General features: G+C 65.5%; 19 protein-coding genes. 9 read left to right on the plus strand and 10 right to left on the minus strand.

Annotated features, from left to right (window positions below):
* Position 1: 1 nt before the first annotated feature.
* Genes VSR72_RS38885 through VSR72_RS38900 form a run of 4 tightly spaced genes read right to left on the minus strand, consistent with a single transcriptional unit; the run spans position 2 to position 4,580 of the window.
* Entirely contained in the window at positions 2-856 is an 855-nt protein-coding gene (locus tag VSR72_RS38885; protein WP_342957513.1) for an enoyl-CoA hydratase family protein, read from the minus strand.
* Between the two features lie 33 nt (positions 857-889).
* Positions 890-1,441 (minus strand): MarR family transcriptional regulator, encoded by a 552-nt coding sequence (locus VSR72_RS38890; protein WP_342957514.1) that lies wholly within the window; start codon positions 1,439-1,441, stop codon positions 890-892.
* Positions 1,438-2,223, minus strand: a complete 786-nt coding sequence (locus VSR72_RS38895; protein ID WP_342957515.1) for an SDR family oxidoreductase — start codon at positions 2,221-2,223, stop codon at positions 1,438-1,440. The genes VSR72_RS38890 and VSR72_RS38895 overlap by 4 nt, the downstream gene beginning before the upstream one ends.
* The gene (locus VSR72_RS38900) at positions 2,220-4,580 is read right to left on the minus strand and encodes a bifunctional salicylyl-CoA 5-hydroxylase/oxidoreductase (RefSeq protein WP_342957516.1); all 2,361 of its coding nucleotides are present in this window, start codon (positions 4,578-4,580) and stop codon (positions 2,220-2,222) included. The genes VSR72_RS38895 and VSR72_RS38900 overlap by 4 nt, the downstream gene beginning before the upstream one ends.
* Before the next feature lie 592 nt (positions 4,581-5,172).
* Here VSR72_RS38900 and VSR72_RS38905 point away from each other — a divergent pair.
* Complete coding sequence (locus VSR72_RS38905; protein ID WP_342957517.1) at positions 5,173-6,261, plus strand: OpgC domain-containing protein; 1,089 nt, start codon at positions 5,173-5,175, stop codon at positions 6,259-6,261.
* Between the two features lie 70 nt (positions 6,262-6,331).
* Here VSR72_RS38905 and VSR72_RS38910 read toward each other — a convergent pair whose 3' ends face one another.
* Positions 6,332-7,108 carry an SDR family oxidoreductase gene (locus VSR72_RS38910; protein WP_342957518.1) on the minus strand — a complete coding sequence of 259 codons (777 nt, stop codon included), beginning with the start codon at positions 7,106-7,108 and terminating at the stop codon, positions 6,332-6,334.
* 211 nt (positions 7,109-7,319) lie between these two features.
* On the opposite strand from VSR72_RS38910, the gene VSR72_RS38915 reads away from it, so the two are divergent.
* Entirely contained in the window at positions 7,320-8,282 is a 963-nt protein-coding gene (locus VSR72_RS38915) for a ProQ/FINO family protein (protein ID WP_342957519.1), read from the plus strand.
* Positions 8,283-8,484: 202 nt separating this feature from the next.
* Here VSR72_RS38915 and VSR72_RS38920 read toward each other — a convergent pair whose 3' ends face one another.
* The 3 genes from VSR72_RS38920 to VSR72_RS38930 all read right to left on the minus strand — a co-directional run bounded on the left by VSR72_RS38920 (position 8,485) and on the right by VSR72_RS38930 (position 11,815).
* Positions 8,485-9,213 carry a transglycosylase SLT domain-containing protein gene (locus VSR72_RS38920; protein WP_342957520.1) on the minus strand — a complete coding sequence of 243 codons (729 nt, stop codon included), beginning with the start codon at positions 9,211-9,213 and terminating at the stop codon, positions 8,485-8,487.
* Between the two features lie 108 nt (positions 9,214-9,321).
* Positions 9,322-10,218: a fructose bisphosphate aldolase gene (locus tag VSR72_RS38925; protein WP_342957521.1), complete on the minus strand. Its 897-nt coding sequence runs from the start codon at positions 10,216-10,218 to the stop codon at positions 9,322-9,324.
* A gap of 202 nt (positions 10,219-10,420) precedes the next feature.
* Complete coding sequence (locus VSR72_RS38930) at positions 10,421-11,815, minus strand: PLP-dependent aminotransferase family protein (RefSeq protein WP_342957522.1); 1,395 nt, start codon at positions 11,813-11,815, stop codon at positions 10,421-10,423.
* Positions 11,816-11,998: 183 nt separating this feature from the next.
* On the opposite strand from VSR72_RS38930, the gene cyoA reads away from it, so the two are divergent.
* The 5 genes from cyoA (at position 11,999) to VSR72_RS38955 (ending at position 16,320) form a co-directional block, all read left to right on the plus strand.
* A complete protein-coding gene (gene cyoA, locus VSR72_RS38935; protein WP_342957523.1) occupies positions 11,999-13,024 on the plus strand; it encodes a ubiquinol oxidase subunit II in 1,026 nt (341 codons plus the stop codon).
* 7 nt (positions 13,025-13,031) lie between these two features.
* Positions 13,032-15,041: a cytochrome o ubiquinol oxidase subunit I gene (gene cyoB / locus VSR72_RS38940; RefSeq protein ID WP_342957524.1), complete on the plus strand. Its 2,010-nt coding sequence runs from the start codon at positions 13,032-13,034 to the stop codon at positions 15,039-15,041.
* Positions 15,042-15,044: 3 nt separating this feature from the next.
* Entirely contained in the window at positions 15,045-15,644 is a 600-nt protein-coding gene (gene cyoC, locus VSR72_RS38945; RefSeq protein ID WP_342957525.1) for a cytochrome o ubiquinol oxidase subunit III, read from the plus strand.
* Positions 15,641-16,015, plus strand: coding sequence for a cytochrome o ubiquinol oxidase subunit IV (gene cyoD, locus VSR72_RS38950; RefSeq protein ID WP_342957526.1), 375 nt, complete (start codon positions 15,641-15,643; stop codon positions 16,013-16,015). The genes cyoC and cyoD overlap by 4 nt, the downstream gene beginning before the upstream one ends.
* 107 nt (positions 16,016-16,122) lie before the next feature.
* Positions 16,123-16,320: a CsbD family protein gene (locus VSR72_RS38955; RefSeq protein ID WP_342957527.1), complete on the plus strand. Its 198-nt coding sequence runs from the start codon at positions 16,123-16,125 to the stop codon at positions 16,318-16,320.
* 82 nt (positions 16,321-16,402) lie between these two features.
* Here VSR72_RS38955 and VSR72_RS38960 read toward each other — a convergent pair whose 3' ends face one another.
* Positions 16,403-16,876 carry a PaaI family thioesterase gene (locus VSR72_RS38960; RefSeq protein WP_342957528.1) on the minus strand — a complete coding sequence of 158 codons (474 nt, stop codon included), beginning with the start codon at positions 16,874-16,876 and terminating at the stop codon, positions 16,403-16,405.
* Between the two features lie 16 nt (positions 16,877-16,892).
* The gene (locus VSR72_RS38965; RefSeq protein ID WP_342957529.1) at positions 16,893-19,829 is read right to left on the minus strand and encodes a LuxR C-terminal-related transcriptional regulator; all 2,937 of its coding nucleotides are present in this window, start codon (positions 19,827-19,829) and stop codon (positions 16,893-16,895) included.
* A 135-nt stretch (positions 19,830-19,964) separates the two neighbouring features.
* Between VSR72_RS38965 and VSR72_RS38970 the strand changes: the two genes are divergently transcribed.
* Both VSR72_RS38970 and VSR72_RS38975 read left to right on the plus strand, forming a co-directional pair.
* Entirely contained in the window at positions 19,965-21,521 is a 1,557-nt protein-coding gene (locus VSR72_RS38970) for a long-chain-fatty-acid--CoA ligase (protein WP_342957530.1), read from the plus strand.
* 59 nt (positions 21,522-21,580) lie between these two features.
* A complete protein-coding gene (locus VSR72_RS38975) occupies positions 21,581-22,765 on the plus strand; it encodes a lipid-transfer protein (protein ID WP_342957531.1) in 1,185 nt (394 codons plus the stop codon).

A 22,765-nucleotide genomic window follows, 5' to 3' on the forward strand; every position in this document is an offset into this window, starting at 1 on the left:
TTCAGTCCCCTTCGAAAACCGGACGCGTCTTCGCAGCAAACGCCTCATAGGCCCGGCCGAAATCTCGCGTGGCCATGCAGATCGCCTGCGCCTGCGCTTCGGACTCGATAGCCTCGTCGATGCTCATGGTCCATTCCTGATGCAGCATCGTCTTGGTGATGCCGTGCGCAAAGGTCGGCCCGGACGCCAGGTCGGCGGCGAGCTTCTGCGCATCGGCGAGCAGCACCTCGGGCTCGCAAATGCGGTTGTAGAAGCCCCATGCGTGGCCTTCTTCTCCGCTTGCGGAGCGGCCCGTATAAAGCAGCTCGGCCGCGCGGCCCTGACCGATGATGCGCGGCAGGATCGCGCACGCGCCCATGTCGCAACCCGCGAGCCCCACGCGCGTGAAGAGGAAGGCGAGCTTGCTGCGCGCCGTGGCGTAGCGCAGATCGGAGGCCATGGCGAGAATCGCGCCCGCGCCGGCGCATACGCCATCCACGGCGGCGATGATCGGCTGCGGGCAGTGGCGCATGGCTTTCACGAGGTCGCCGGTCATGCGCGTGAACATCAGCAGTTCGGGCATCGGCAGATCGATGAGCGGCGCGATGATGTCGTGCACGTCGCCGCCCGAGCAGAAGTTTTCGCCTGCGCCGTGGAGCACGATAGCCTTCACATCGGTCGCATAGGCGAGCTGGCGAAACAGATCGCGTAGTTCTGCATACGATTCGAACGTGAGCGGATTCTTGCGCTCGGGGCGATTGAGCGTGATGGTCGCCACGCGGCCTTGCACCGACCAGCCGAAGTGTTGCGCCTCATAACCGGCAAGCGTTACGCGGTTGCCCGCGAAGAGCGCTTCGGCGCTGGAACGTGTCGTCAAGATATGTCTCCCGGATGTTGGCTCTGTGCCGCGTTAGCCATCGAGGCCGTTGCGCAGATGTTGTTTGAGCTTGCCGAGCCGCTCGTGCATCTTCGACTTCTCGTCGAGCGAGAGGCCGCCGAACAATTCCACTACCCATTGCTCGTGTGCGGCCGCCATGCGGTCGAAGAGGGCGCGGCCCTCGGACGTGAGGCGTACCACGAAGGCGCGCCGGTCGTCGGGGGCCACGTCGCGCACGACGAGGCCTTCCTTTTCGAGCTGATCGGTAATGCCCGTGACGTTGCCGCCCGTCACCATCAGGCGGCGCGAGAGTTCCGTCATGCGCAGGCCTTCAGGGTGACGCTCCAACTGTGCCATCAGGTCGAAGCGCGGCAGCGTCGTGTCGAACTCGACGCGCAGGCGGCGACGTAACTCGGCTTGCACGAGGTTCGTCGTGGTGAGCAGGCGCAGCCACAGACGCAGGCCCATGTGGCTGTCGGCGCCGGTGCTCATCTCCATGTCGACGACATTCTCGGCGGGCTTTTCAACGCCCTTGCGCGGCGCTTTCGTTGCGGCGTTCTTACGCGTGGATGCGGGCGATGTCATGTGATTTCTCCACCGGAAACGGATATGGACTGGCCCGTGATCGCGGACGATCCAGGCGCGCAGAGCCACAGCACGGCGTTGGCGACTTCTTCCGGCGTGACGAAGCGCTGCTGCGGGTTGTGGCGCACGAGGATGCTGCGCGCCTCGGCTTCGCTGCGCGAAGTCTTGCGCGTGATCTGTTCGAGCGACGCCTGCAGCAGTTCCGTTTCCGTGTAGCCTGGGCACACGGCGTTCACGGTCACGCCTTGCGTGGCGACTTCGAGCGCGAGCGCGCGCGTCATGCCGATCACGCCGTGTTTCGAGGCGCAATAGGCGGCCACGTACGGATAGCCGACCTGGCCCGCCGTACTCGCGACATTGACGATGCGCCCGGCCTTGCGCGCGAGCATGCCGGGCAGCGCCGCGCGCGTGCACAGAAATGCGCCGGTGAGATTGACGTCGAGCATGCGCTTCCACAGCGCGAGGTCCGTTTGCGTGAATGGCGCGGCCTGGGCCTGCCCCGCGTTGTTCACGAGGATATCGACGGGGCCGAGCGTTTCGGCGGCGCGCGCGAACGCGGCGTTCACGGCGCCTTCGTCGGTGATATCCACGCTCACGCAAGCCACGTTCTCGCTGCCGCCGAGCGCTGTACGCTGCGCGTCGAGCCGCGCGGCGTCGCGGCCCATCAGCGTGACGCGCGCGCCGGCCTGCAGGAGCGCGGCGGCCGTTGACGCACCGATGCCGCTGCCGCCCCCAGTGACGACTGCATGACGATCGTTAAGGATTGCCTGGTTCATACTCATACAGTTCCTTCGGCGCGTTGCGAACGCTCGATCGGCGAAAGACCCGCCGCTGCTGCCGTGGCCGCGCGTTCGCGCTCGATATTGCGTTCGAGTTGCGTTTTGGCCGCTGTGTACTGATTCGGCCACTTGATGTCGAGGTAGCCGATGCGCGCGGCTTCGGTGAGCGTCCACGAAGGATTGGCCAGATGAGGCCGCGCCACGGCGCACAAGTCGGCGCGCCCGGCTGCGATGATGCCGTTCACGTGATCGGCTTCGGAAATCGCGCCCACTGCGATCGTCGCGATGCCCGCTTCGTTGCGGATGCGATCGGCAAACGGCGTCTGGAACATGCGGCCGAAAACGGGCTTTTCTTCCTTGCTCACCTGGCCCGATGAGACGTCGATCATGTCCGCACCGGCCGTCTTGAACGCGCGCGCGATTTCGATGGCGTCGTCGGGCGTGTTGCCGCCTTCCACCCAGTCGTGCGCCGAGACGCGCACCGAAATCGGCTTGTTTTCCGGCCACACCGCGCGAATCGCCTTGAAAACTTCAAGCGGGTAACGCAGACGATTCTCGAGCGAGCCGCCGTATTCGTCAGTACGCTGGTTCGTGAGCGGCGAGAGGAAGCTCGACAGCAGATAGCCGTGCGCGCAGTGCAATTCGAGCCAGTCGAAGCCCGCTTCGTCCGCCATCTGCGTGGCGTGCACGAATTGCGCCTCGATCTCGCGCAGTTCCTCTGCGCTCGCTTCGTGCGACCACTGGCTCACGCCGCGCAGATATTGCTGCGGCGAAGCGGAGACGAGCGGCCAGTTGCCGTCGTCGAGCGGCTGGTCGATGCCTTCCCATGCCACGCGCGTCGAGCCCTTGGCGCCGGAGTGGCCGAGCTGCATGCCGATTTTCGCGTCCGAGTTCGTGTGCACGAAATCGACGATGCGCTTCCACGCCTGCAGATGCTCGGGCGCATACATGCCGGGGCAGGCGGGCGTGATGCGGGCCTCGGGCGAGACGCAGGTCATCTCGGTCATCACGAGCGCCGCGCCGCCCATGGCGCGCGCGCCCAGATGCATGAGGTGATAGTCGCCGGCTACGCCGTCATGCGCGGAGTACTGCGCCATCGGCGAGACGACCACGCGATTTTTCAACGTCACGCCACGCACCGTATAAGGCGTGAACATGGGCGGCACCGCGCGTGCCTCGCCGCCCGCGCGTTGCGCGAGCCACGCTTCGAAGCCGGACAGATAACTCGCGTCACGTTCGCGCAGATTCTCGTGCGAAATACGCTGCGAACGCGTGAGCAGCGAATAGGCGAACTGCTCCGGATCGAACTTCGCGTAGCGATCCACATGCTCGAACCACTCGGTGGAATTGCGCGCGGCGTTCTGGATGCGCAGGACATCGACGCTACGCACGTTCGTGTAGTGCGTGAGGGCAGCGCGCAGATCGGCGGGATGTTCTTCCATGCTGTTGGCGAGTTCGATCGCGTCTTCGAGTGCGAGCTTCGTGCCTGAACCGATCGAGAAGTGCGCGGTGTGCGCCGCGTCGCCCATCAGCACGACGGGTATTTCCTTTCCGTCCGCCGCGGTTTTCCAGTGCACCCACTCGCGATTGACCACGCGCGGAAAACGGATCCATTGCGACGAGCCGCGCAGATGCGATGCATTCGATCGCAGCGCGTGGCCGTCGAGATAGCGCGCAAACAGGTTCTCGCAGAACGCGATGCTGTCTTCCTTGCTCATGGTGTCGAGGCCGGATGCGCGCCACACATGATCGGGCGTTTCGACGATGAACGTCGATGTGTTGTCGTCGAAACGATAAGCGTGCGCCTGGAACCAGCCCCATTCGGTTTCTTCGAACGCGAACGTGAACGCGTCGAAGAGTTTCGACGTGCCGAGCCACACGAAGCGGCAATCGCGCAAGTCGATATCGGGCTGATACGTGGCGGCGTACTTCTGGCGCGTGGCGCTGTTCAGGCCGTCGCTTGCGATGATGAGGTCGGCGTTGGTGACGTCGTCGTCGGTGATCTGCGATTCGAACACGAGCTTCACGCCGAGCGCTTCGCAGCGCGCCTGCAGGATGTTGAGCAAGCGCTTGCGGCCAATGCCGCAGAAGCCGTGGCCCGACGAGCGGACCGCGCTGCCGCGAAAGTGAATCTCGATGTCGTCCCAATGATTGAAGGCGTCGAGGATTTCGTCCGCGCTTTCGGGGTCGGCCGCGCGCAGGTTGCCTAGCGTCTGGTCCGAGAACACCACGCCCCAGCCGAACGTGTCGTACGGGCGGTTCCGCTCGATCACGGTGATTTCGTAGTCGGGGTGACGGCGCTTCATCAAGAGGCCGAAATAGAGGCCTGCCGGCCCGCCGCCAATGCAAACAATGCGCATGCTCGCTCCTTCGTTCACCGTCTCGTTCAGTCTGCAAGGTCAATGTAGGTCTAATTACTTTAGGTGTCAAGTAATTCGCCGCGTTTTACCGGCGAGGGCGGGATGAGCCTGGGGGGAGGCCACAAAACATCTGATTTTTTCCGGAACCCTCGGCGCGGTTCGGGCGTCAACTCGCCATGACGCAAGCGAAGGGAACACGCAGGCTTTCGCGCGCCTTTCCACGAGGCGCGATGGCCGAACGGCGCCGCAAATGCGACACCGCACGATGTGGCACCAGAAAAGGGCGGACGCTGGTTCGATGTGCACGGCGCGCACCGTTCAGGCATGCGCGCGCGACCGCGCGGAGGCGTCTAGCGCGCGAAATGCTTACCATGGGTTACGCAGCCCCATTTCGAATCGAGCTGGCATTAAAGTCGCATGGTGAGCCGACGCTGTTGCGCGGCCTTTTACGGGACCCTTTCATGCGTAGCACATGCGGCCACGAATCGATCAGGCATCCTTACAAAAACATCAATCAAGCTGACAGCTTCATCGAATCGAGGCAGTGCATCCCTTCAATCGTAATCTTCGACACGAACGGGAGTCGTCACCAATGAGTCAGGCAGCGAAGCGATCGATCGAAATCGACTTCTTCCGCGGTTTCGCATTGATTTCCATTGCACTCGATCACATTCCGTCCAGCGTGCTCTCGCATGCGATGCTGCATAACTTCGCGTTCTGCGATTCCGCGGAAGTTTTCGTATTTGTGAGCGGCTATGTGTGCGCGGCGAGTTGGCTCGCCATTGCCGGGCGCAAGGGAGAGGGCGCGGCCAACCGCCGGTTTTGGCGACGCGGGCGTGAGATCTACGCCGCGTATCTGTGCACCGCTGCGCTCATGCTGCTTTCGGGCGCCGCCGCCGTTATGCTGCGCGTGGATTCGCCGCTGGTTGCAGAGTCGGGTTATCTGCGCTTCGCCGCGCAACCGTTCACGACGCTCGCCAATATCGCCGTCTTTCGCGATCAGCCTTATCTGGCCGGCGTGCTGCCCATGTACATCGTGCTCGTGATGGCATTGCCCTTCGTGATGCCGCTTGCGCGCCGCTCGCCCGATCTCGCGCTCGTGGGCAGCTTCGTGCTGTGGTTCGGCGGATGCTGGCTCGTGGGATATCTGCCTACCGCGCCGGGCGCAATATGGCCCTTCAACCCGTTTGCCTGGCAGGCCATGTTCATGCTCGGACTGCTGTGCCGTATCTATCCCGTGTCGCGCGAGTTTCAGGTCTCATGGCCGGGCCGCACCTTGACGGCGTTCGCGCTGGTGCTCGTCGCCACGTTCGCGTTCATCCAGCTGTTCGCCGATCTGGACCCTCAGCCAGGCTACATGAAACAGAACCTCGCCAGCGTGCGCATCGTGAACTTCGCCGCCGTGGCCTGGCTGGCCGCACAGGCGGTGCGCAAGGGCTGGATAGCGTGGCTCGCGCAAAGGCTGCCTGCCGTCGTCACCGTGGGGCAGCAGGGCCTCGTTTGTTTCGTGGGTGGCGCGGTCGCTTCGAACGTCATCGACACGCTGCTACGTGCCACGCATGTCACGGCTTCATTGCCCGCGCGACTCGCGGGCGATGTGCTCGTGGTCGGCGCGTTGCTCGTGCTCGCGGGAGGTGTGCGGCGACTGAAAGCGGTACGGCCGCGCGTTGCGCTCACGTGAAGCGCAACGGCGAAACCTCAACGGTGAGGGTTTGCGGGAACCCTATCGGTGCATTGAACGCGCAACGTGCTCACGCCTTGCCGAGTTCGCGCACGTCTGCGACGCTCGCCGATCCGAATGCATCGCTCAGCGCGTAGTCGATCAATTGCTGCGCGGCCGCTTCAGGCGTGGACAGCAAACCGTTCTGCTTGAGTTGCTCGAAGCGCTCGCGCAGCGGGAACTGATCGACGCTCGTCGCGCGGATCGTCTCTTGCATGCCGGTGTCGATCACGCCCGGCGCGATGCTGCAAATGCGCACGCCGGCAGGCGCGTCGAGCGCGACGGCGCGCGCGTGGTGGTCCAGCGCGGCCTTGGTCGCGCAGTACACGCTCCAGCCCGGATACGCATTGCGCGCAGCGCCGCTCGAAATGTGCACGATGCGGCGCGATGCGCTTGCGTCCAACGCAGGCGTGGCGGCGAGCGCGTTCGCGAGCATCAGCGGCGCTGCCACGTTGAGCGTCACGGCGCGAGCAATGGCGAGCGTGTCCTGCGCGCCGAGCGGCGCGATGGGATCGACGGTGCCGGCGTTGTTGAAGAGCAGCACGCATTGCGCGCCGAGTGCGAACGCATTGAGCGTGTCGTCCGCCAGCCAGCGCTCGAGCGCGGCGGGGTCGGCGAGATCCACGATGGCTTGCGCGAACCGCTCCGGATGACGCGACGCGAGTTCGGCGTGCGTGCCGCGGCCGAGGCCGAGCACTTCGACGTTCCGTTGCAGCAGCGATTGCGCGAGCGCCGCACCCAACCCGCGCGTATGGCCGGTGACGATGGCGCGAATGGTGGAACGGGGGGCGGATGTCGAAATCGTCATGGTGTCGTGATGAAAAAAGGGATGCGATCCTTGCGCACGCAAGGTGTTGACGCGTGAAATTCGAGGGATTTTGCCGCGCGCCGCGTGGATTCGCGATGTGGCGCGGCGCACGTTGGCGGACTCGAAACCGGCCGCGGCAAGCGATTGCCCGGTTGGGTCGGCCGCGTTTTCGGTATCATAGCGTCCGGTTCCATATGGAAGAGATCTGGACGTGAAAGCCGCATCGCAACAACGCCGTACCCTGAGCTTCAAGGAAGGCCTTCTTGAGATCAAGAAGAGCATGGGGGGCAGCGTAAGCCAGCCCGCCGAAGAACAGGCGCAAAAATCGCAAGGCAAGCCCGCTCACAAGGGCGCGAAGGGCCATGGCGGCTCGCACGCCCCGAAGGGCCCGCGTGCGCCGAGAGACGGTTCTGCGGCTGCGGGCGCAGCCGGCGGCAAGGACGAGCGTTCGCGCTCGCGCCACGGCCGGCCTCAGGGCGCGCGAGCGCAGGAGCAGACTCAAGGCGAGCAGGGGCAGCGCGCCCAGCAGCCGCGCCGGCCGCAGCAGCCGAAGCCGGCTCGCGGGCCGGAGTCGGGCGGTGCCGCGCAGCAGCGCCGTCGTCCGGCACGCCCCCAGCAGCCGCCGGCAGCGAATCTGAGCGAGGCCGAAAAGGCGCGTATCGAGCGCAATCGCCAGCTCAACACGGTCTGGAACGTGTTCGCGAAGCATTACCCGGCTTTCCGCGACCGTTTGCCGCTCAAGATCGGCGTGGCCGAGGATCTCGTTGCGCGTCACCCCGAGTACGAGCGTACGATGATCGTCGCCGTGCTCAAGCGCCATGTGAACCATCCGCGCTATCACGAGCGTGTGGCCGCGGGCGGCGCGCGCTACGAACTGGACGGCACGGCCTCGGAAGGCCCCGGCATCGATCCGTCGCACGTCGGCCGCGCGAATGCGGCGCTTGCGCGTCAGAAGGCCAAGGCCGAGGCGCAAGCCAAGGCGCGCGAAGAGGGCAAGGCCCAGCCCGAGGCCAAGGCCGAAGTGAAGGCTGAGGCTGCGCCCCAACCCGAAGCGAAGACCGAAGCCGCGCCGCAGCCCGAAGCCCAGAGCGTGGAGCCGCAGGCACCTTCCGACGCGCCGGAAACGGCGGTCCAGCAACCGGAAAACGGCGAGACGCCCGCAACCGGCGCCTGAGCCGACCCGCCGGAATATCCCGTTCCGAAACGGCCCTCTCGCGGCGTAGCCGCGCGAGGGCGTTTGCACGTCTGGTGAGCCGCTGCTTGCGCTGGGAAGGGGCGCTGCCGATCGATACGTGCGCAACGTTTGGCGCACACGCCGCCTTCGTATCGCGTTTTCGGCACGCATAGCCGCCGACTGAGCGAAGCAGGTTGGGGATTTAGCGCGAGTTGCCCGACGCGGCCGCTTGCACGGCGGCCTGCGCGGAGGCCGACGCCGCCGCGGAGGCAGGCGTGGATGCGCCGATCGCAGCCGAAGCCGCCGCAGCCGCAAAGGCGGAAGCCGCCGAAGCCGCCAGCCCGACGCTTGCGGGCGCATCGCTCGCGGCAGGCGCGCTCGCCGTGTCGAGCACACGGCTGAACTCCAAGGCTCGCGTGCGGATCTTTTCGGCATAGGCCTTCGAGCCGCCGTAGTTCTTCATCGCGGCGTTGAGGTCGCCGCCGGCGGCACGCTGGTAGCCATAGAGGATCGACGAGCCGACCTCGATGTTGACCTCGGGATCGGTGAGATCCTTGTTATGCAGGATATTGCGATGCGCCGAGGGGACGACCTGCATGAGCCCGGTCGCGCCGTTCGCGCCGTGCGCCTTCTCGCGAAAGCGCGACTCGATCGAGATGATGGCGAGCAGCACCGCAGGCGGCAGCGAATACTTCTCGGCGGCGCCCGTGACGGCTTGCGAGATTTGCGCGGCCTTCTCTTTCGCGATGCCGAACTTTTGCGTGAGGTATTTCGAAACGGCGCTGGAAGCGGCGGGAGAGCTTGCGGGAACAACGTCGCTCGCAGCCGATGCGCTGACGATGTCGCTCGCGGGCGCCTGCTGCAGCGCCTGCGCGGCCGCGGTTTGCACGAGGCCCGGCAACAGGACGAGCAGGCAGAGTAACTGCCTCATGGCCGGTGCATAGGAAGAAAAAGAAGGCGAAAGTATAACCGGCCCCGATTAATGAGGCCGGCTGCATGTCATCTCGTTTTCACATCCCTGACCGGCGTCAGGCGGAGTTCAGACCTTCTGCACCGAAGCCTTCCAGATTTCGTCGATGCTCGCGGCGAGCGCGGCGTCGAACTCGGCGTCGCTCATCGACTTCGTGAGGTCGTTGATGAGCGCGCGCGAAAAGCTGGCAATCATTCGATGGTTTTTCGCGAGACGCTCGCACGCGTCGGTGCGCGAATAGCCGCCGGAAAGCGCCACCACCCGCACCACGCGCGGATGTTCGATGAGCGGCAAATAGAAGTCGGGCGTATCGGGAATCGTGAGCTTGATCATCACGTTCTGCGAGGCGGGAAGCGCGTCGAGCCCCTTGAGCAGTTCGTCGCGCAGGAGCTTCTCGGCCTTGGCCTTGTCGGGGGCCTTGATCGAGACTTCGGGCTCGAGAATCGGCACGAGTCCGTGAGCGGAAATCTGCGCACCGAAGGCGAACTGCTGCGCGGCGATCGAAGCGATGCCCGAAGGCGAGGCATGCTCGATCACCGAGCGCATCTTGGTGCCGAAAATGCCGGCTTTCACCGCGCGTTCGAGCAGGGCGTCGAGGCCCGGAATCGGCTTCATGAGGCGCACGCCGTCGGCTTCGGCTTCCAGCCCCTTGTCGACTTTGAGGAAGGGGACGACGCTGCGTTCGTTCCAGAGGAAAGCGGGCACGGGCTTGCCTTGCGCCTGGCCGTCCATGGTAGCTTCGAACAGGATCGCGCCAATCACTTTCTCGCCCGTGAACGCGGGCGCGCTGATGATGCGCACGCGCATTTCGTGCATCAGACGGAACATTTCGGCGTCGCCGCTATATTCGCTTTCGGCGATGCCGTACTGGCGCAGCGCGCCCGGCGTCGAACCGCCGCTTTGGTCCAGCGCGGCGATGAAGCCCGGTTTGTCGCGCATCTGCGCAAGCATTTGCTCGTTTGCCATCGTCGTATCTCCCGTATTTAGGGCGCCCTCGCGGGCGCGGTTACTCGAATCCGGTCGCCGGCTGCTGCGACGAGTGTACTTGCGCCGCCAAGCCGCGTCTTTGCCATTATGTGGGCACGGCCGCGCAGCCGCGCTGAAGAAGGGAAACGATAAACCGTAGCAATTGCGATGCCAGAGGCAAAAAATACGCGTCGATCCCCTCTCAGACGATCACTTGAGCCTGCGCACTGCGGTCGTTGGCCAGCAGCGCCGAGAGCTTGCGCAGCGCCGCCTGCAATGGTTCGCGCCCGCCCGTCGCGCCTAGTGAAATGCGGATCGCGTTCGCGGTTTCCGGGCCTTGCTGGAACGCGGTGGAGGGCGCGACGGCCAGGCCCTCGATGCTCGCGGCGGCGGCCAGTTCGCGCGCGTGCCAGTAGCGCGGCAGCGTGTACCAGAGATGAATGCCCGCGCCCGCCGACGACCCCAGTGTGTGCGCGGCGATGCGTTGGCGCTCGCGCGCCTCGGCCTTCACGTCCGCGAAGATCTGCTCGGCCACGCCTTCCTCGATCCAGTGCGTGGCGAGCGAGTTGGTGAGCGGCGCGGCCATGAGCGAGAAGGTGCGCAGCGCGGTCACGAGGCGCGTGTGCGCCTCTTCGTCGGGCAGCGCGAGATAGGCCGTGCGCAAACCGGGCGAGAGCGTCTTGGAGAGCGTCGCGAGGTAGCAGACCTGAGCGGGCGCGAGTCGCGCGAGCGGCGGGGGCGCATCCGTTGCGAAGCGCCAGTAAGGATCATCTTCGACGATGCGCGCGCCGCAACGCTCGGCCACCCGCAGGATCTCCAGGCGGCGTGCCTCCGGCATGGTCGCCGTGGTCGGGTTCTGCAGCGTGGGGTTCAGGTAGATCAGCCGCGCCGCATGCCCGCGGCAAGCCGCTTCGAGCGCGTCGGGCCGCATGCCGTGCGCGTCGACGGCAACGGGCTCGATGCGCCGGCCCAGTTGCGCCGCCGCGTGCGGCAGGCCGGGATAGAGCAGCGGCTCGGCGAGGACGACATCGCCTGGCTGCGTGAAGGCCACGATGAGCGCGGCGAGCGCCGCCTGCGCGCCCGGACAAACCACCAGGCGATCGGGCGCGACGTGGCCGAGCATGGGCTGCAGCCACTTCGCGCCCGCCTGCCAGTCGGCGCGGCCGCCGCCGCCCATGTGGTAGGTCATGAGCAGATCGGCGTCGCTGCGCGCCAGCACGCGCGCCATGCCCTCGCGCAACAGCGCGTTCATGTCGAGGCCGACGGGCGCGGGCGGGATGTTCATGCTGAGGTCCACGCGCTGGAGCAACTCGGCGCGCGGCGCGGCAATGAAGGTGCCAAGCGGCCCGCGCGCCTCGATCAGCCCGCGCCGCCGGGCTTCGTTGAAGCCGCGCGTGACGGTGGTCAGATCGACCGACAGCAGGGTGGCGAGACTGCGCTGCGCGGGCACGCGCTCGCCGGGACGCAGCGTGCCCTGCGCCACCGCCCCTTCGATGAAGTCGGCGAGCCGCAGGTAGCGCGGGCCGTTGCCGGACTGCATCGCCGTGGCCCATGTATTGATTCCGCCGACGCGTTCGGCAGGTTGGTCGTGTGTCATTCTGTCGCGGATGTATGCGTCATGTCTTACTTTAGCATGCGTGCATGAAGCGCGTAAATCCATACATATAGGCTATGTATGGCTTCTGCGGCGGCCCTGTAGTGGCGTGATCGGGCTGCTCGTGCGGCAGCAGAGTGAGCACGTATGGATGGGTTTGCGCGAACGTCAACCTTGGAACCAGACATGCGCAATCCAGACCCTCGCTCGGGGCGGGCCGCTACGGCCGGCCCGCCTTCTTCATCACGTCCCCCGCTTGTTACCCGCTTCCTGCGCCGCGCCGCTCTCGTCGCGGCGGGCGCGCCGCTCGTGCTGCTTAGCGGCTGCAACATGGCGTTGCTCGCCCCGAAGGGCGACATCGGCGTGCAGGAAAAGAACCTCATCCTGATCGCGCTCGGGCTGATGCTGCTCGTCGTGATTCCCGTGATCGCGCTCACGCTGTGGTTCGCGTGGCGCTACCGCGCCTCCAACACGAACGCGACTTACGCGCCGCGCTGGTCGCACTCCACGGCAATCGAAGTGGTGGTGTGGACGATCCCCTGCGTGATCGTGCTCACACTCGCCGTGCTCATCTGGCGCACGACACACTCGCTCGACCCGTATCGCCCGATCGAATCGCAAACGAAGCCGGTGCGCGTGGACGTGGTCGCGCTCAACTGGAAGTGGCTCTTCATCTACCCGGATTACGGCGTGGCTTCCGTGAACCAGCTCGCGATTCCTGTGGATACGCCCGTTGAGTTCAACCTCACTGCTGAGTCGCTGATGAACTCGTTCTTCATCCCGCAACTGGGCAGCCAGGTGTATGCGATGCCGGCCATGCAGACGAAACTGCACCTCATTGCAAACGAGCCCGGCGTCTATGCGGGACGCTCGGCAGCCTTCAGCGGCCCCGGCTTCTCCGACATGCATTTCGAAACGCTCGCCAAGAGCCGCGCCGACTTCGACGCGTGGATCGCGCAAGCGAAGGCGTCGCCGACGATGCTGAGCCGCGCGGCCTACGAACAGCTCGCGCTGCCCGGCGAAAAGACGCCGGTGACGCTCTATTCGAACGTCGCGCCGGGCCTTTTCGACGGCGTGGTCGGCAAATACATGCGCGACGTGCACGGCAACCCCATTTGCGGCACGGTCCCCAACGCGGGTCCTGGCAACGTCACTGGCACAAGTGCAGGCGCGCTCACGCTCAACCGTAGCGCCATCCTGGCAGCGGAGTAATCAAAACATGTTCGGAAAACTCACGCTCGACGCCGTTCCCTGGCACGAGCCGATCATCATGGGCACGGGCGCCGTCGTGGCGCTCGGCGGACTCGCCTTGCTCGCCGCGATCACCATCGCGGGCAAGTGGGGCTATTTGTGGCGCGAGTGGATCACGTCGGTCGATCACAAGCGCATTGGCGTCATGTACATCATTCTCGCGGTCGTCATGCTGCTGCGCGGTTTCGCCGACGCGATCATGATGCGCGCGCAACAAGCCATCGCCTATGGCGACTCGGCGGGCTATTTGCCGCCGCATCACTACGATCAGATCTTCACGGCGCACGGCGTCATCATGATCTTCTTCGTGGCCACGCCGCTCATTCTCGGCTTGATGAACGTGGTCGTGCCGCTGCAGATTGGCGCGCGCGACGTGGCCTATCCGTTCGTCAACTCGCTGAGCTTCTGGCTCTCCGTAGTGGGCGCGGTGCTCGTGATGATGTCGATGTTCGTGGGCGATTTCGCGGCCACGGGCTGGGTGGCGTATCCACCGCTCTCCGAGCTTGGCTACAGCCCGACCGTTGGTATGGATTACTACATATGGTCGCTTCAGCTATCGGGCCTCGGCACCACGCTCTCAGGCATCAACTTCATCGTGACGATCCTGCGCATGCGCGCGCCGGGCATGGACATGATGAAGATGCCGGTGTTCGTGTGGACGGCGTTCATCACCAACATCCTGATCGTCGCGGTGTTCCCGGTGCTCACCGGTACGCTCGCGCTGCTCACGATGGACCGCTACTTCGACATGCACTTCTTTACGAATGAGCTGGGCGGCAACGCGATGATGTACATCAACCTGATCTGGGTCTGGGGTCACCCGGAGGTGTACATCCTCATCCTGCCCGCGTTCGGTGCGTACTCCGAAATCATCGCGACGTTCTCGGGCAAGCCGCTGTTCGGCTACAAGTCGATGGTGTACGCCACCGCGTCGATCGGCATTCTCTCGTTCTTCGTGTGGCTGCACCACTTCTTCACGATGGGCTCGGGGGCGAACGTCAACGCGTTCTTCGGCATCATGACCACGGTCATTTCGATCCCGACGGGCGTAAAGCTCTTCAACTGGCTCTTCACGATGTATCGCGGGCGCATTCGCTATCACAGCGCCACGCTCTGGACCATTGGCTTCATGGTGACGTTCGCCGTGGGCGGCATGACCGGCGTGCTGCTCGCCGTGCCGGGCGCGGACTTCGTCCTGCACAACTCGCTGTTCCTCGTTGCCCACTTCCATAACGTGATCATCGGCGGGGTGGTGTTCGGTTGCCTCGCGGGCGTGAGCTTCTGGTTCCCCAAGGTGTTCGGTTTCACGCTCAACGAGTTCTGGGGCAAGGTGTCGTTCTGGTGCTGGCTGATCGGCTACTGGCTCGCGTTCACGCCGCTCTACATTCTCGGCTTCGAAGGCATGACGCGCCGCATGAACCACTATGAAGTGGCCGAGTGGCACCCGTGGCTCGTGGTGGCGCTCGTGGGCGCGGTGTTCGTGGGCCTCGGCATTCTCTCGTTCATCGTGCAGATCGTCGTGAGTCTGCGCGATCGGGAAGCGAACCGCGACGTGACTGGCGACCCGTGGGATGGCCGCAGCCTCGAATGGTCGACCGCTTCGCCCGCGCCGTTCTACAACTTCGCGGTGCTGCCGGAGATCACCTCGATGGAGCAGCACTGGGACAACAAGGAAGCGGGCCGCGCTTACGTGCAGCCGCGCAAGTACGAAGACATCCATATGCCGCGCAATACGGGTGCGGGCTTCATCATCGCCGCGTTCAGCCTGCTGTTCGGTTTTGCGATCGTGTGGCACATGTGGCTGTTCGCGGCGGTGGGGTTGATCGGCATGATCGCCACGTTCATCGCGCGTACCTACAACCAGGACGTGGACTACTGGGTCCCGGCCGCCGAGGTCGAGCGCATCGAGAACGCGCGCTTCAAGCAACTCGGCATCGAGCGTTTCGAACAACCCACGCAATTCGAGGAGATGGCGTAAACCATGGCTCACGCTGCTACTACTCACGCCCATGGTCATGGACACGACGACAGCGCCAAGACCACATTAGGGTTCTGGATCTACCTGATGAGCGACTGCCTCATCTTCGCGACGCTCTTCGCCACGTTCGGCGTGCTCGCGAATGCGACGGCCGGCGGTCCGGGCGCCAAGGATCTGTTCGAACTGCCGTACGTGCTAGGCGAAACGCTGCTGCTGCTCGCGAGCAGCGTCACGTTCGGCATGGCCATGTTGAATCTCTACGCGCAGCGGCGCGGCCAGGTGATCGTGTGGCTGGCCGTCACGTTCCTGTTCGGCGCGGGCTTCGTTGCGATGGAGGTCAACGAGTTCGCCAAGCTCATCGCCGACGGAGCCGGCCCCAGCACGAGCGCGTACCTTTCCGCGTACTTCACGCTGGTCGGCACGCACGGGCTGCACGTCACGGCGGGTCTGCTGTGGATCGCGATCATGATGCACCAGACCCTCAAGTTCGGCCTGTCCGGTACGGTCCGCCGCCGCCTCGCCTGCCTGAGCCTCTTTTGGCACTTTCTCGATCTCGTGTGGATCTGTGTGTTTACGTTCGTTTATCTGCGAGGTTTCCTGTGAGCCAATCTCATGCCACTCACCACGCCGTGCATGACGCGTCGCACGGCAGCCTCAGGGGCTACATGATCGGCACGGTGCTCTCGCTCGTGCTCACGCTCGCGTCGTTCGGCGTCGTGATGTTTCGAGTCGTTTCGCCGGGCTTCGGGCTTGTGGCCATCGTCGTGCTCTGCATCGCGCAGCTCGTCGTGCAACTCGTGTATTTCCTGCATATCGGCGCATCGCGCGAGCAGCGGTCGAATACGGCGATCTTCATCTGCACGGCATTTCTGATTGCGGTGATCGTCGGGCTGTCGCTGTGGGTCATGCACAACGCGAACGTCAACATGATGCCTGCGCAGATCTCGATCGACCGCGCCATGGCGCACGATTGACTGCTTATGTTGCGTCCCTCAAAACGCGCTCGCCAGTCACCTTGGGCACAGTGCGTGCGCTATACGAAGCGTCGCGACACACCGTCGCGTTTACGTGGAGTGTGACCATGAACAAGGACCAGGTGAAGGGCACGGCTGAAAAGATGAAGGGCAAGGTCAACGAGGCCGTGGGCCGCGCAACCGACAACCCGGCGCGCGAATTGAAGGGGGACCTCCAGCAGGCAGCTGGCCAGGCACGCAAGAACGTTGGCGACATGAAAGAGGCCGCAAAGGACATGGCGAAGGACCAGAAGCGCCATCACTGATAAACGATGGCTAACCCACAGCGCCGCCGCCTCGCAAGGGGCGGCGGCGTCACGCTGTCCGCATGCGACGCGAGCGCGGCGCTCAGGCCTGCGCGCTCAACACCGCGAAGGTTGCGTTGGCCTTGAGCACGCAGCGCTCATCCACCATCAGGCGGCAGGTGGCAAAGCGCAGGCGCACGCCCATTTTGTCGAGCGCGACGTGCGCTTCCAGCCAGTCGCCGGGACGCACGGAACCGAGGTAATCGAGGCCCAGATGCGCCGTCACCGCCGGACGTTCGCGTCCCGCCGCGCGTATCATCGCCGCGCCAATCGCGGTGTCGGCGAGCGTGGCCAGCATGCCGCCGTGCGCGATGTCCAGATTGTTCAGATGGCGCTCGCTCACGCGCGTGCCGATCACGCCGCGTGCTTCGTCGAAGTACAGCGTGCCGAACTGACCCATATAGCCAGTGCGGAACGGCAACGCCACGAAGCCGGCCGGCGGGGCATCGTCTTCGTTCATGACGGTTGCGTGCGCAACGTTATGGGAGATGTCATTCGCGTGCAGGCGATCGTTCATTGTCCGGGTTCCAGAATCAGGGAATCAGCCCTTTCGCGCGGCCGATGGCGACGGCCTGGGTGCGATTGCCCGCACCGAGCTTGGCGTTGATCTTGCGAAGATGCGACTTCACCGTGAGCTCGGAGACGAACAGCTTCTCCGCGATCACGCGATTGCGGTGGCCTGCCGAAAGCATGCGCAGCACGTCCAGTTCGCGCGCCGTGAGTGCGTCGGCGGGGGAGTCCGCGGCGTAGGGCGAGAGATCGGCCGAGGTGTCGCGTGCGTGGGAGGGCGCCACGCCGTCCAGCAACTGCGCGACGAACGCGGGCACGATGCCGAGCGAAGCGATCTGCGTGGGCCCGCGCTCGGCCCATGCGCCAAGCAGGCGCATGAGCGCTTCGCCTTCATCGATGAACGCGCGCACGAAGCCTTCGTGGCTCGCCATGCGCAGCGCCTCGGTGAGCATATCGAAGGCTGCGGTGCGATCGCCATTGCCGTCTAGCGCGAGTGCGAGCAACACGCGCAGCTTCAGCGCGCGCCAATGACGCCGCCGCGCGCTGGCTAACTCCAGCGCATCGCTGAGCGCCGCGTGAGCCGCCGCGTAGCGTCCCTGCGCGATATCGAGGCGGCAGCGCGCGATCACGGGCTCGTCGATCTCGCTCGCATGGTACGAGACCCCCGGGCGCGCCCAGTCCGCGTGCAGCGTGGCCGCGCGCAACGCCTGCTCGGCGGCGTCGAAGCGGCCTTCGAGCGTGGCGACGCGCGTGCGTTCGAGCCATGCGGCGCTCACGGCGCGGTCCGACTTGACCGCACGGCCCAACTGTTCAAGTTCGGCGAGCAGGCGCAGCCACTGTTCGACATTGCCGTCGATGAGCGCGGCGCGCGCCGAAAGCACATGGGTGGCGATCAGCCCGTCGGTCGCGCCCACGCGCTTGGCGCGCGGCAGGGCGTCGGCGAGCAGATGCGTCATGTCGTCGAGCGCGTTTTTCTCGTAGAGCGCGAGCGAGCGCACGCCGTCCACGCTCGTGCGGCCGCCGCCCGAGTCCACGGTGCGGTTCGCCGTGGCGTTGGCCGCCGAGATTTCGAGCCGCGCGAGCGCGGTGCCAAGCCGCCCCTGCACGAGATCGATGATGCCTTCGATGGTTTCCGCCATCGTGCGCATCACGACATACGGATGATCGTGCGCGCGCCGCAATGCGCGCGAGAGTACGCCGCGCGCCTCGTCGTAGCGATCGGTGCAGACGTAGCTGAAGGCGAGCGAATTGGTGAGGCTGTAGAACGAGAAGTTCGCACGGTCGGGCAGGCGATCGAGCAAGGCGGCGCTCATTTGCGCGCACACCTCGACCTGGTCGGTGAGCGCGAGCAGCACGCCGCGAATTGCTTCGGCCACGAAGGCGACGCTGTCCTGGTTGGGCTGCCCGACGCTGCCTTCGACGATGCTTTGCGCCGTGCGCATGGCGTCCGCATAGCGGCGGTTCAGCAGCAGCACCCAGGCGTAAGTGAGGCCGACGTCGGGCCGCGTGGCCAGGCGCTCAGCGCCGATGCGGTCGAGCCAGCGCATCAACAGGCGCAGCCGCCCGCTGCCGAGCAAGGCGCGCGAATGGCGCGCGATTTCGGCGAGCGCGCCGGCTTCGTCACCCGCGTCGAGCAGATGATCGATGGCGGGCACGGGGCGCTGCGCGTCGAGATACCAGCATGCGGCCGCGCTGTGCACATTGCGTTCGCGTTCTGGCAGCGAGGCTCGCAGCCGGTGCTGCAGGAAGCTCGCGAACAGCCGGTGATAGCGATACCAGCTGCGCTCGCCGTCGAGCGGGACGAGAAAGAGGTTCGCGCGCTCCAGATAGTCCAGCATCTCGCGGCTGTCGCTGCGTCCGGTGGCGGCGTCGCAAAGCGCGGCGGAGAACTGCGGCAGCGCGCTCGTCTCCAGCAGGAAAGAGCGGCACGCTTCGGATTGCCTCGCGAGAATGTCCTCGGCGAGATACTCCGCGAGTTCGAGATTGGTGCCCGAGAACGAGGCGACGAAGGCCGCGTGATCGGTGCGTGTTCGCAGCGAGAGCGTGGCCAGATAGATGGCCGTAGCCCAGCCTTCGGTGCAGCGGTGCAGCGTGGCGATATCGGCGTCGCGCAGTGGCAGCGCGCATTTCTCGCGGATGAACGCGCTCGCCTCCGCGAGCGTGAAGCGCAGCGCGGCGGGATTGATGTCGAGCAGTTCGCCGCGCGCGCGGATGCGGCCAATGCCTAGCTCGGGCGTCACGCGCGAGGCGGCCACGAGCGGGTTGCCGGGCGGCAGGGCGGCGATCAGGTCCTGCATGAAGGCGAGCACGGCGGGGCTCTGCACCGACTCGAAGTCGTCGAACAAGATGGCGAGCGGCTTGCCGTGCGCCGCCACGCGCTCGATCAGGGTCGACGCAAACGTGTCCGCATCGAGCGTGAGCGCGCGCGGCGTGCGCGTGCCGGGCAGCGTGGCGTCCAGATGCTGCAGGAAGCGCCCGAAGTCATTGTCGGCGGCGTCGAGGCGCAGCCACGCCACCTCGCGGCGGTGGGCTCGGCAGTGCGCGGCATACTGCTGCAACAGGGTGGTCTTGCCGAAGCCCGCCGACGCGCGGACCAGCACGAGCCGCGCCGTATGGGCGTTCGCAATCGTCTCGATCAGTTGCGTGCGCAACAGATGTGACGGACTGTCCGCGGGCGGCATCAGCTTCGACGCGACGATCCCGCGGGGAGCATTCTCATGGCCGCTTGCGGCGTGGGCATCGATGACGTTCACAGGCGCTGTTTCCTTCTGCAGCGCGCGCGGCGGCGCGCCTTGCGAGTCCGCCGGCCGCGCGGGCTGGCCGGGCGGCGGACTTGTCTCACTCAGTTCGTTATTGCCGGGCACGAAGGGTCGTGCCCTGTTTTGCGTTGCTTGTGCAACCGTAAGACTATTGTTCCACAGCGGCTGGCCGGCGTCGTACTCCTTTCGAACGATTCGCATGCTCGCCCCAAAATCCTCCCTTCGGCTCAGGACAGCGGGCCGGCGTGCGCCTAAAGTGACATCGACTTCACGGCAGCCGCGCCAGATCGATAAAACCGGCGCGGCGAGAACGACACAAAGAAGCTCGGAGACACCATGTACCTCACTCAAGGCCTGCATCGCTGTGTGCAGCAACACCCGGCGGAAGTCGCGATCCGCTTCGGCGAGCGCACGCGCACTTTCGCCGAGCTGGGCGCGCGCGTGGCGCGGCTAGCGGGCGCGCTCCAGTCGCTCGGCATGGGCGCGGGCGACCGCGTGGGCATGCTCGCGCTCAATTCCGACCGCTACCTCGAATACATGCTCGGCGTGTGGTGGGGCGGCGGCGCGCTGAACCCGGTGAATATCCGCTGGAGCGTGCCCGAGATCGTCTATTCGCTCGACGACTGCGACACGCGCATCCTGCTGGTGGACGACCACTTCCTGCCGCTCGCCGGGGACATCGCGGCGAGCGCCGCGCAGCGCCCGGCGCTCGTCTACACCGGCGAGCGCGAAGCCCCGCAAGGCGTGCTCTCGTATGAGGCCCTGATCGCCGATGCGCCACCCGTGGAAGACGCGTTTCGCGGCGGCAACGATCTCGCGACCATCATGTACACGGGCGGCACGACGGGCCGGCCCAAGGGCGTGATGCAGTCGCACCTGAACCTGTGGTCGTCGGCGACTTCGCGCATGGCGGAGTTTCGCGGCTACAAGCACGCCATTTCGCTGCATGCCGCGCCGCTCTTTCACACGGCGGCGATGGCGCGGGCAGTGGGTCATTTCGTGTCTGGCGATACCCACGTGGTGGTGCCCACCTTCGAGCCGCGTGCGGTGCTCGAAGCGATCGAGCGCGACCGCGTGGACGAGATCCTGCTCGTGCCGACCATGCTGCAAGCCGTGCTGGAGCATCCCGATTTCAAGCGGCGCGATCTTTCGTCGCTCAAGCGCATCTATTACGGCGCTTCGCCGATCGCGGCGGGCGTGCTCGACGCCGCGCTCGCGGCGCTGCCCGGCATCGAATTCTTTCATGCCTACGGTCTCACGGAAGCGTCGCCCGTGGTGTCGGTCAATCCGCCCGCGAATCACGGCCCCGAAGGGCGCGCGAGCGGCCTTTACCGCTCGGCTGGGCGCTCGGGTTACGGCGTGAGCGTGAAAATCGTCGATGCCGAAGGCGTGGAAGTGCCGCGCAATACCGTGGGCGAGATCGCCGTGCGCGGCGCGAACGTCATGCTTGGCTACTGGAACAAGCCGGAAGAAACGCGCCAGGCGCTGCGCAACGGCTGGCTGCATACGGGCGACGGCGCCTATATGGACGAAAACGGCTACCTCTTCATCGTCGACCGCATGAAGGACATGATCGTGACGGGCGGTGAGAACGTCTATTCGGCCGAAGTCGAGAACGTGCTCTCGCGCCATCCCGCCGTTGCGCAATGCGCCGTGATCGGCATTCCCGATGCGCGCTGGGGCGAAGCCGTGCACGCCGTGGTCGTCGCGCGCAGCGGCAGCGACGTGGACGAAGCCGCATTGCGCGAGCATTGCCGCCAGTTCATCGCGGGCTACAAGTGCCCGAAGAGCGTGGAGTTCCGCGAGGCGATGCCGCTTTCGGCCGCCGGCAAGATTCTCAAGCGCGATCTGCGCGCACCGTACTGGCAGAGCCAGTCTCGTCAGGTCAGCTGATCCGAACGGGTCCGCTACGTCATCGTTCAATTGCAATTCCACTTAATCAGGTATCCAAAATGAGCAACAAGGTTGTGGTAGCCGGCGTCGGCATGATCCCGTTCACCAAGCCCGGCGCGAGCGACGACTACGCCACCATGGGCGCCAACGCCGCAAAAGCGGCGCTCGCCGATGCGCGCATCGACTACGCGCTCGTCGAGCAGGCCTACGTGGGCTATGTGTTCGGCGATTCGACCTCGGGTCAGGCGGCCATCTACGGCGTGGGCCTCACAGGCATTCCGGTCGTGAACGTCAACAACAACTGCGCGACGGGTTCCACCGCGCTCTTCCTCGCGCGCCAGGCCGTGGAGAGCGGGGCCGTGGAATGCGCCATCGCACTCGGCTTCGAGCAGATGGTGCCTGGCGCGCTCAAGGGCGCGTACACAGACCGCCCCACGCCGATGGAGCGCTTCGTGAAGACCATGCTCGACGTGCAGGGCTTCGATGAAGCCGCGCCGCGCGCAGCGCAGTTCTTCGGCGGCGGCGGTCGTGCCTACATGAAGGAATACGACATCAAGCCGGAAACGTTCGGGCGCATTTCGGTGAAGGCGCGCCAGCACGCCGCGCGCAACCCGTTCGCCGTGTTCCGCAACACCGTCACGCTAGAAGAGGTGATGGCTTCGCCCGCCGTGTTCGATCCGCTTACGCGCCTGCAGTGCTGCCCGCCCACGTGCGGCGCGGCGGCGGCGATCGTGTGCTCGGAAGCGTTTGCGAAGAAGCACGGACTCGACACACGCGTGGTGATCAAAGCCCAGGCGATGACCACGGACCGCAACAGCACGTTCGACGAAGGCGACATGCGCAAGGTGGTGGGCTACGACATGACGCGCGCGGCGGCGCAACAGGTGTATGAAAAGGCGGGCGTCGGCCCCGAAGATATTCAGGTGGTCGAACTGCACGACTGCTTCACGGCGAACGAACTGATCACCTATGAGGGGCTCGGTCTCACGCCCGAGGGCACGGCGGAGAAGTTCATTCTCGACGGCGACAACACGTACGGTGGGCGCGTCGTTACGAACCCCTCGGGCGGCCTGCTTTCCAAGGGCCATCCGCTGGGCGCAACGGGCCTCGCGCAGTGCACCGAACTCGTGTGGCAACTGCGCGGGCAGGCGCAGGACCGCCAGGTCGCGGGCGCGCGCTTCGGCCTCCAGCACAACCTCGGACTCGGCGGCGCGTGCGTGGTCACGCTCTACGAGCGCCAGTAA

Origin of the sequence: Paraburkholderia sp. JHI869 (assembly GCF_038900775.1) — a bacterium.
Classification (GTDB): Bacteria; Pseudomonadota; Gammaproteobacteria; order Burkholderiales; family Burkholderiaceae; genus Paraburkholderia.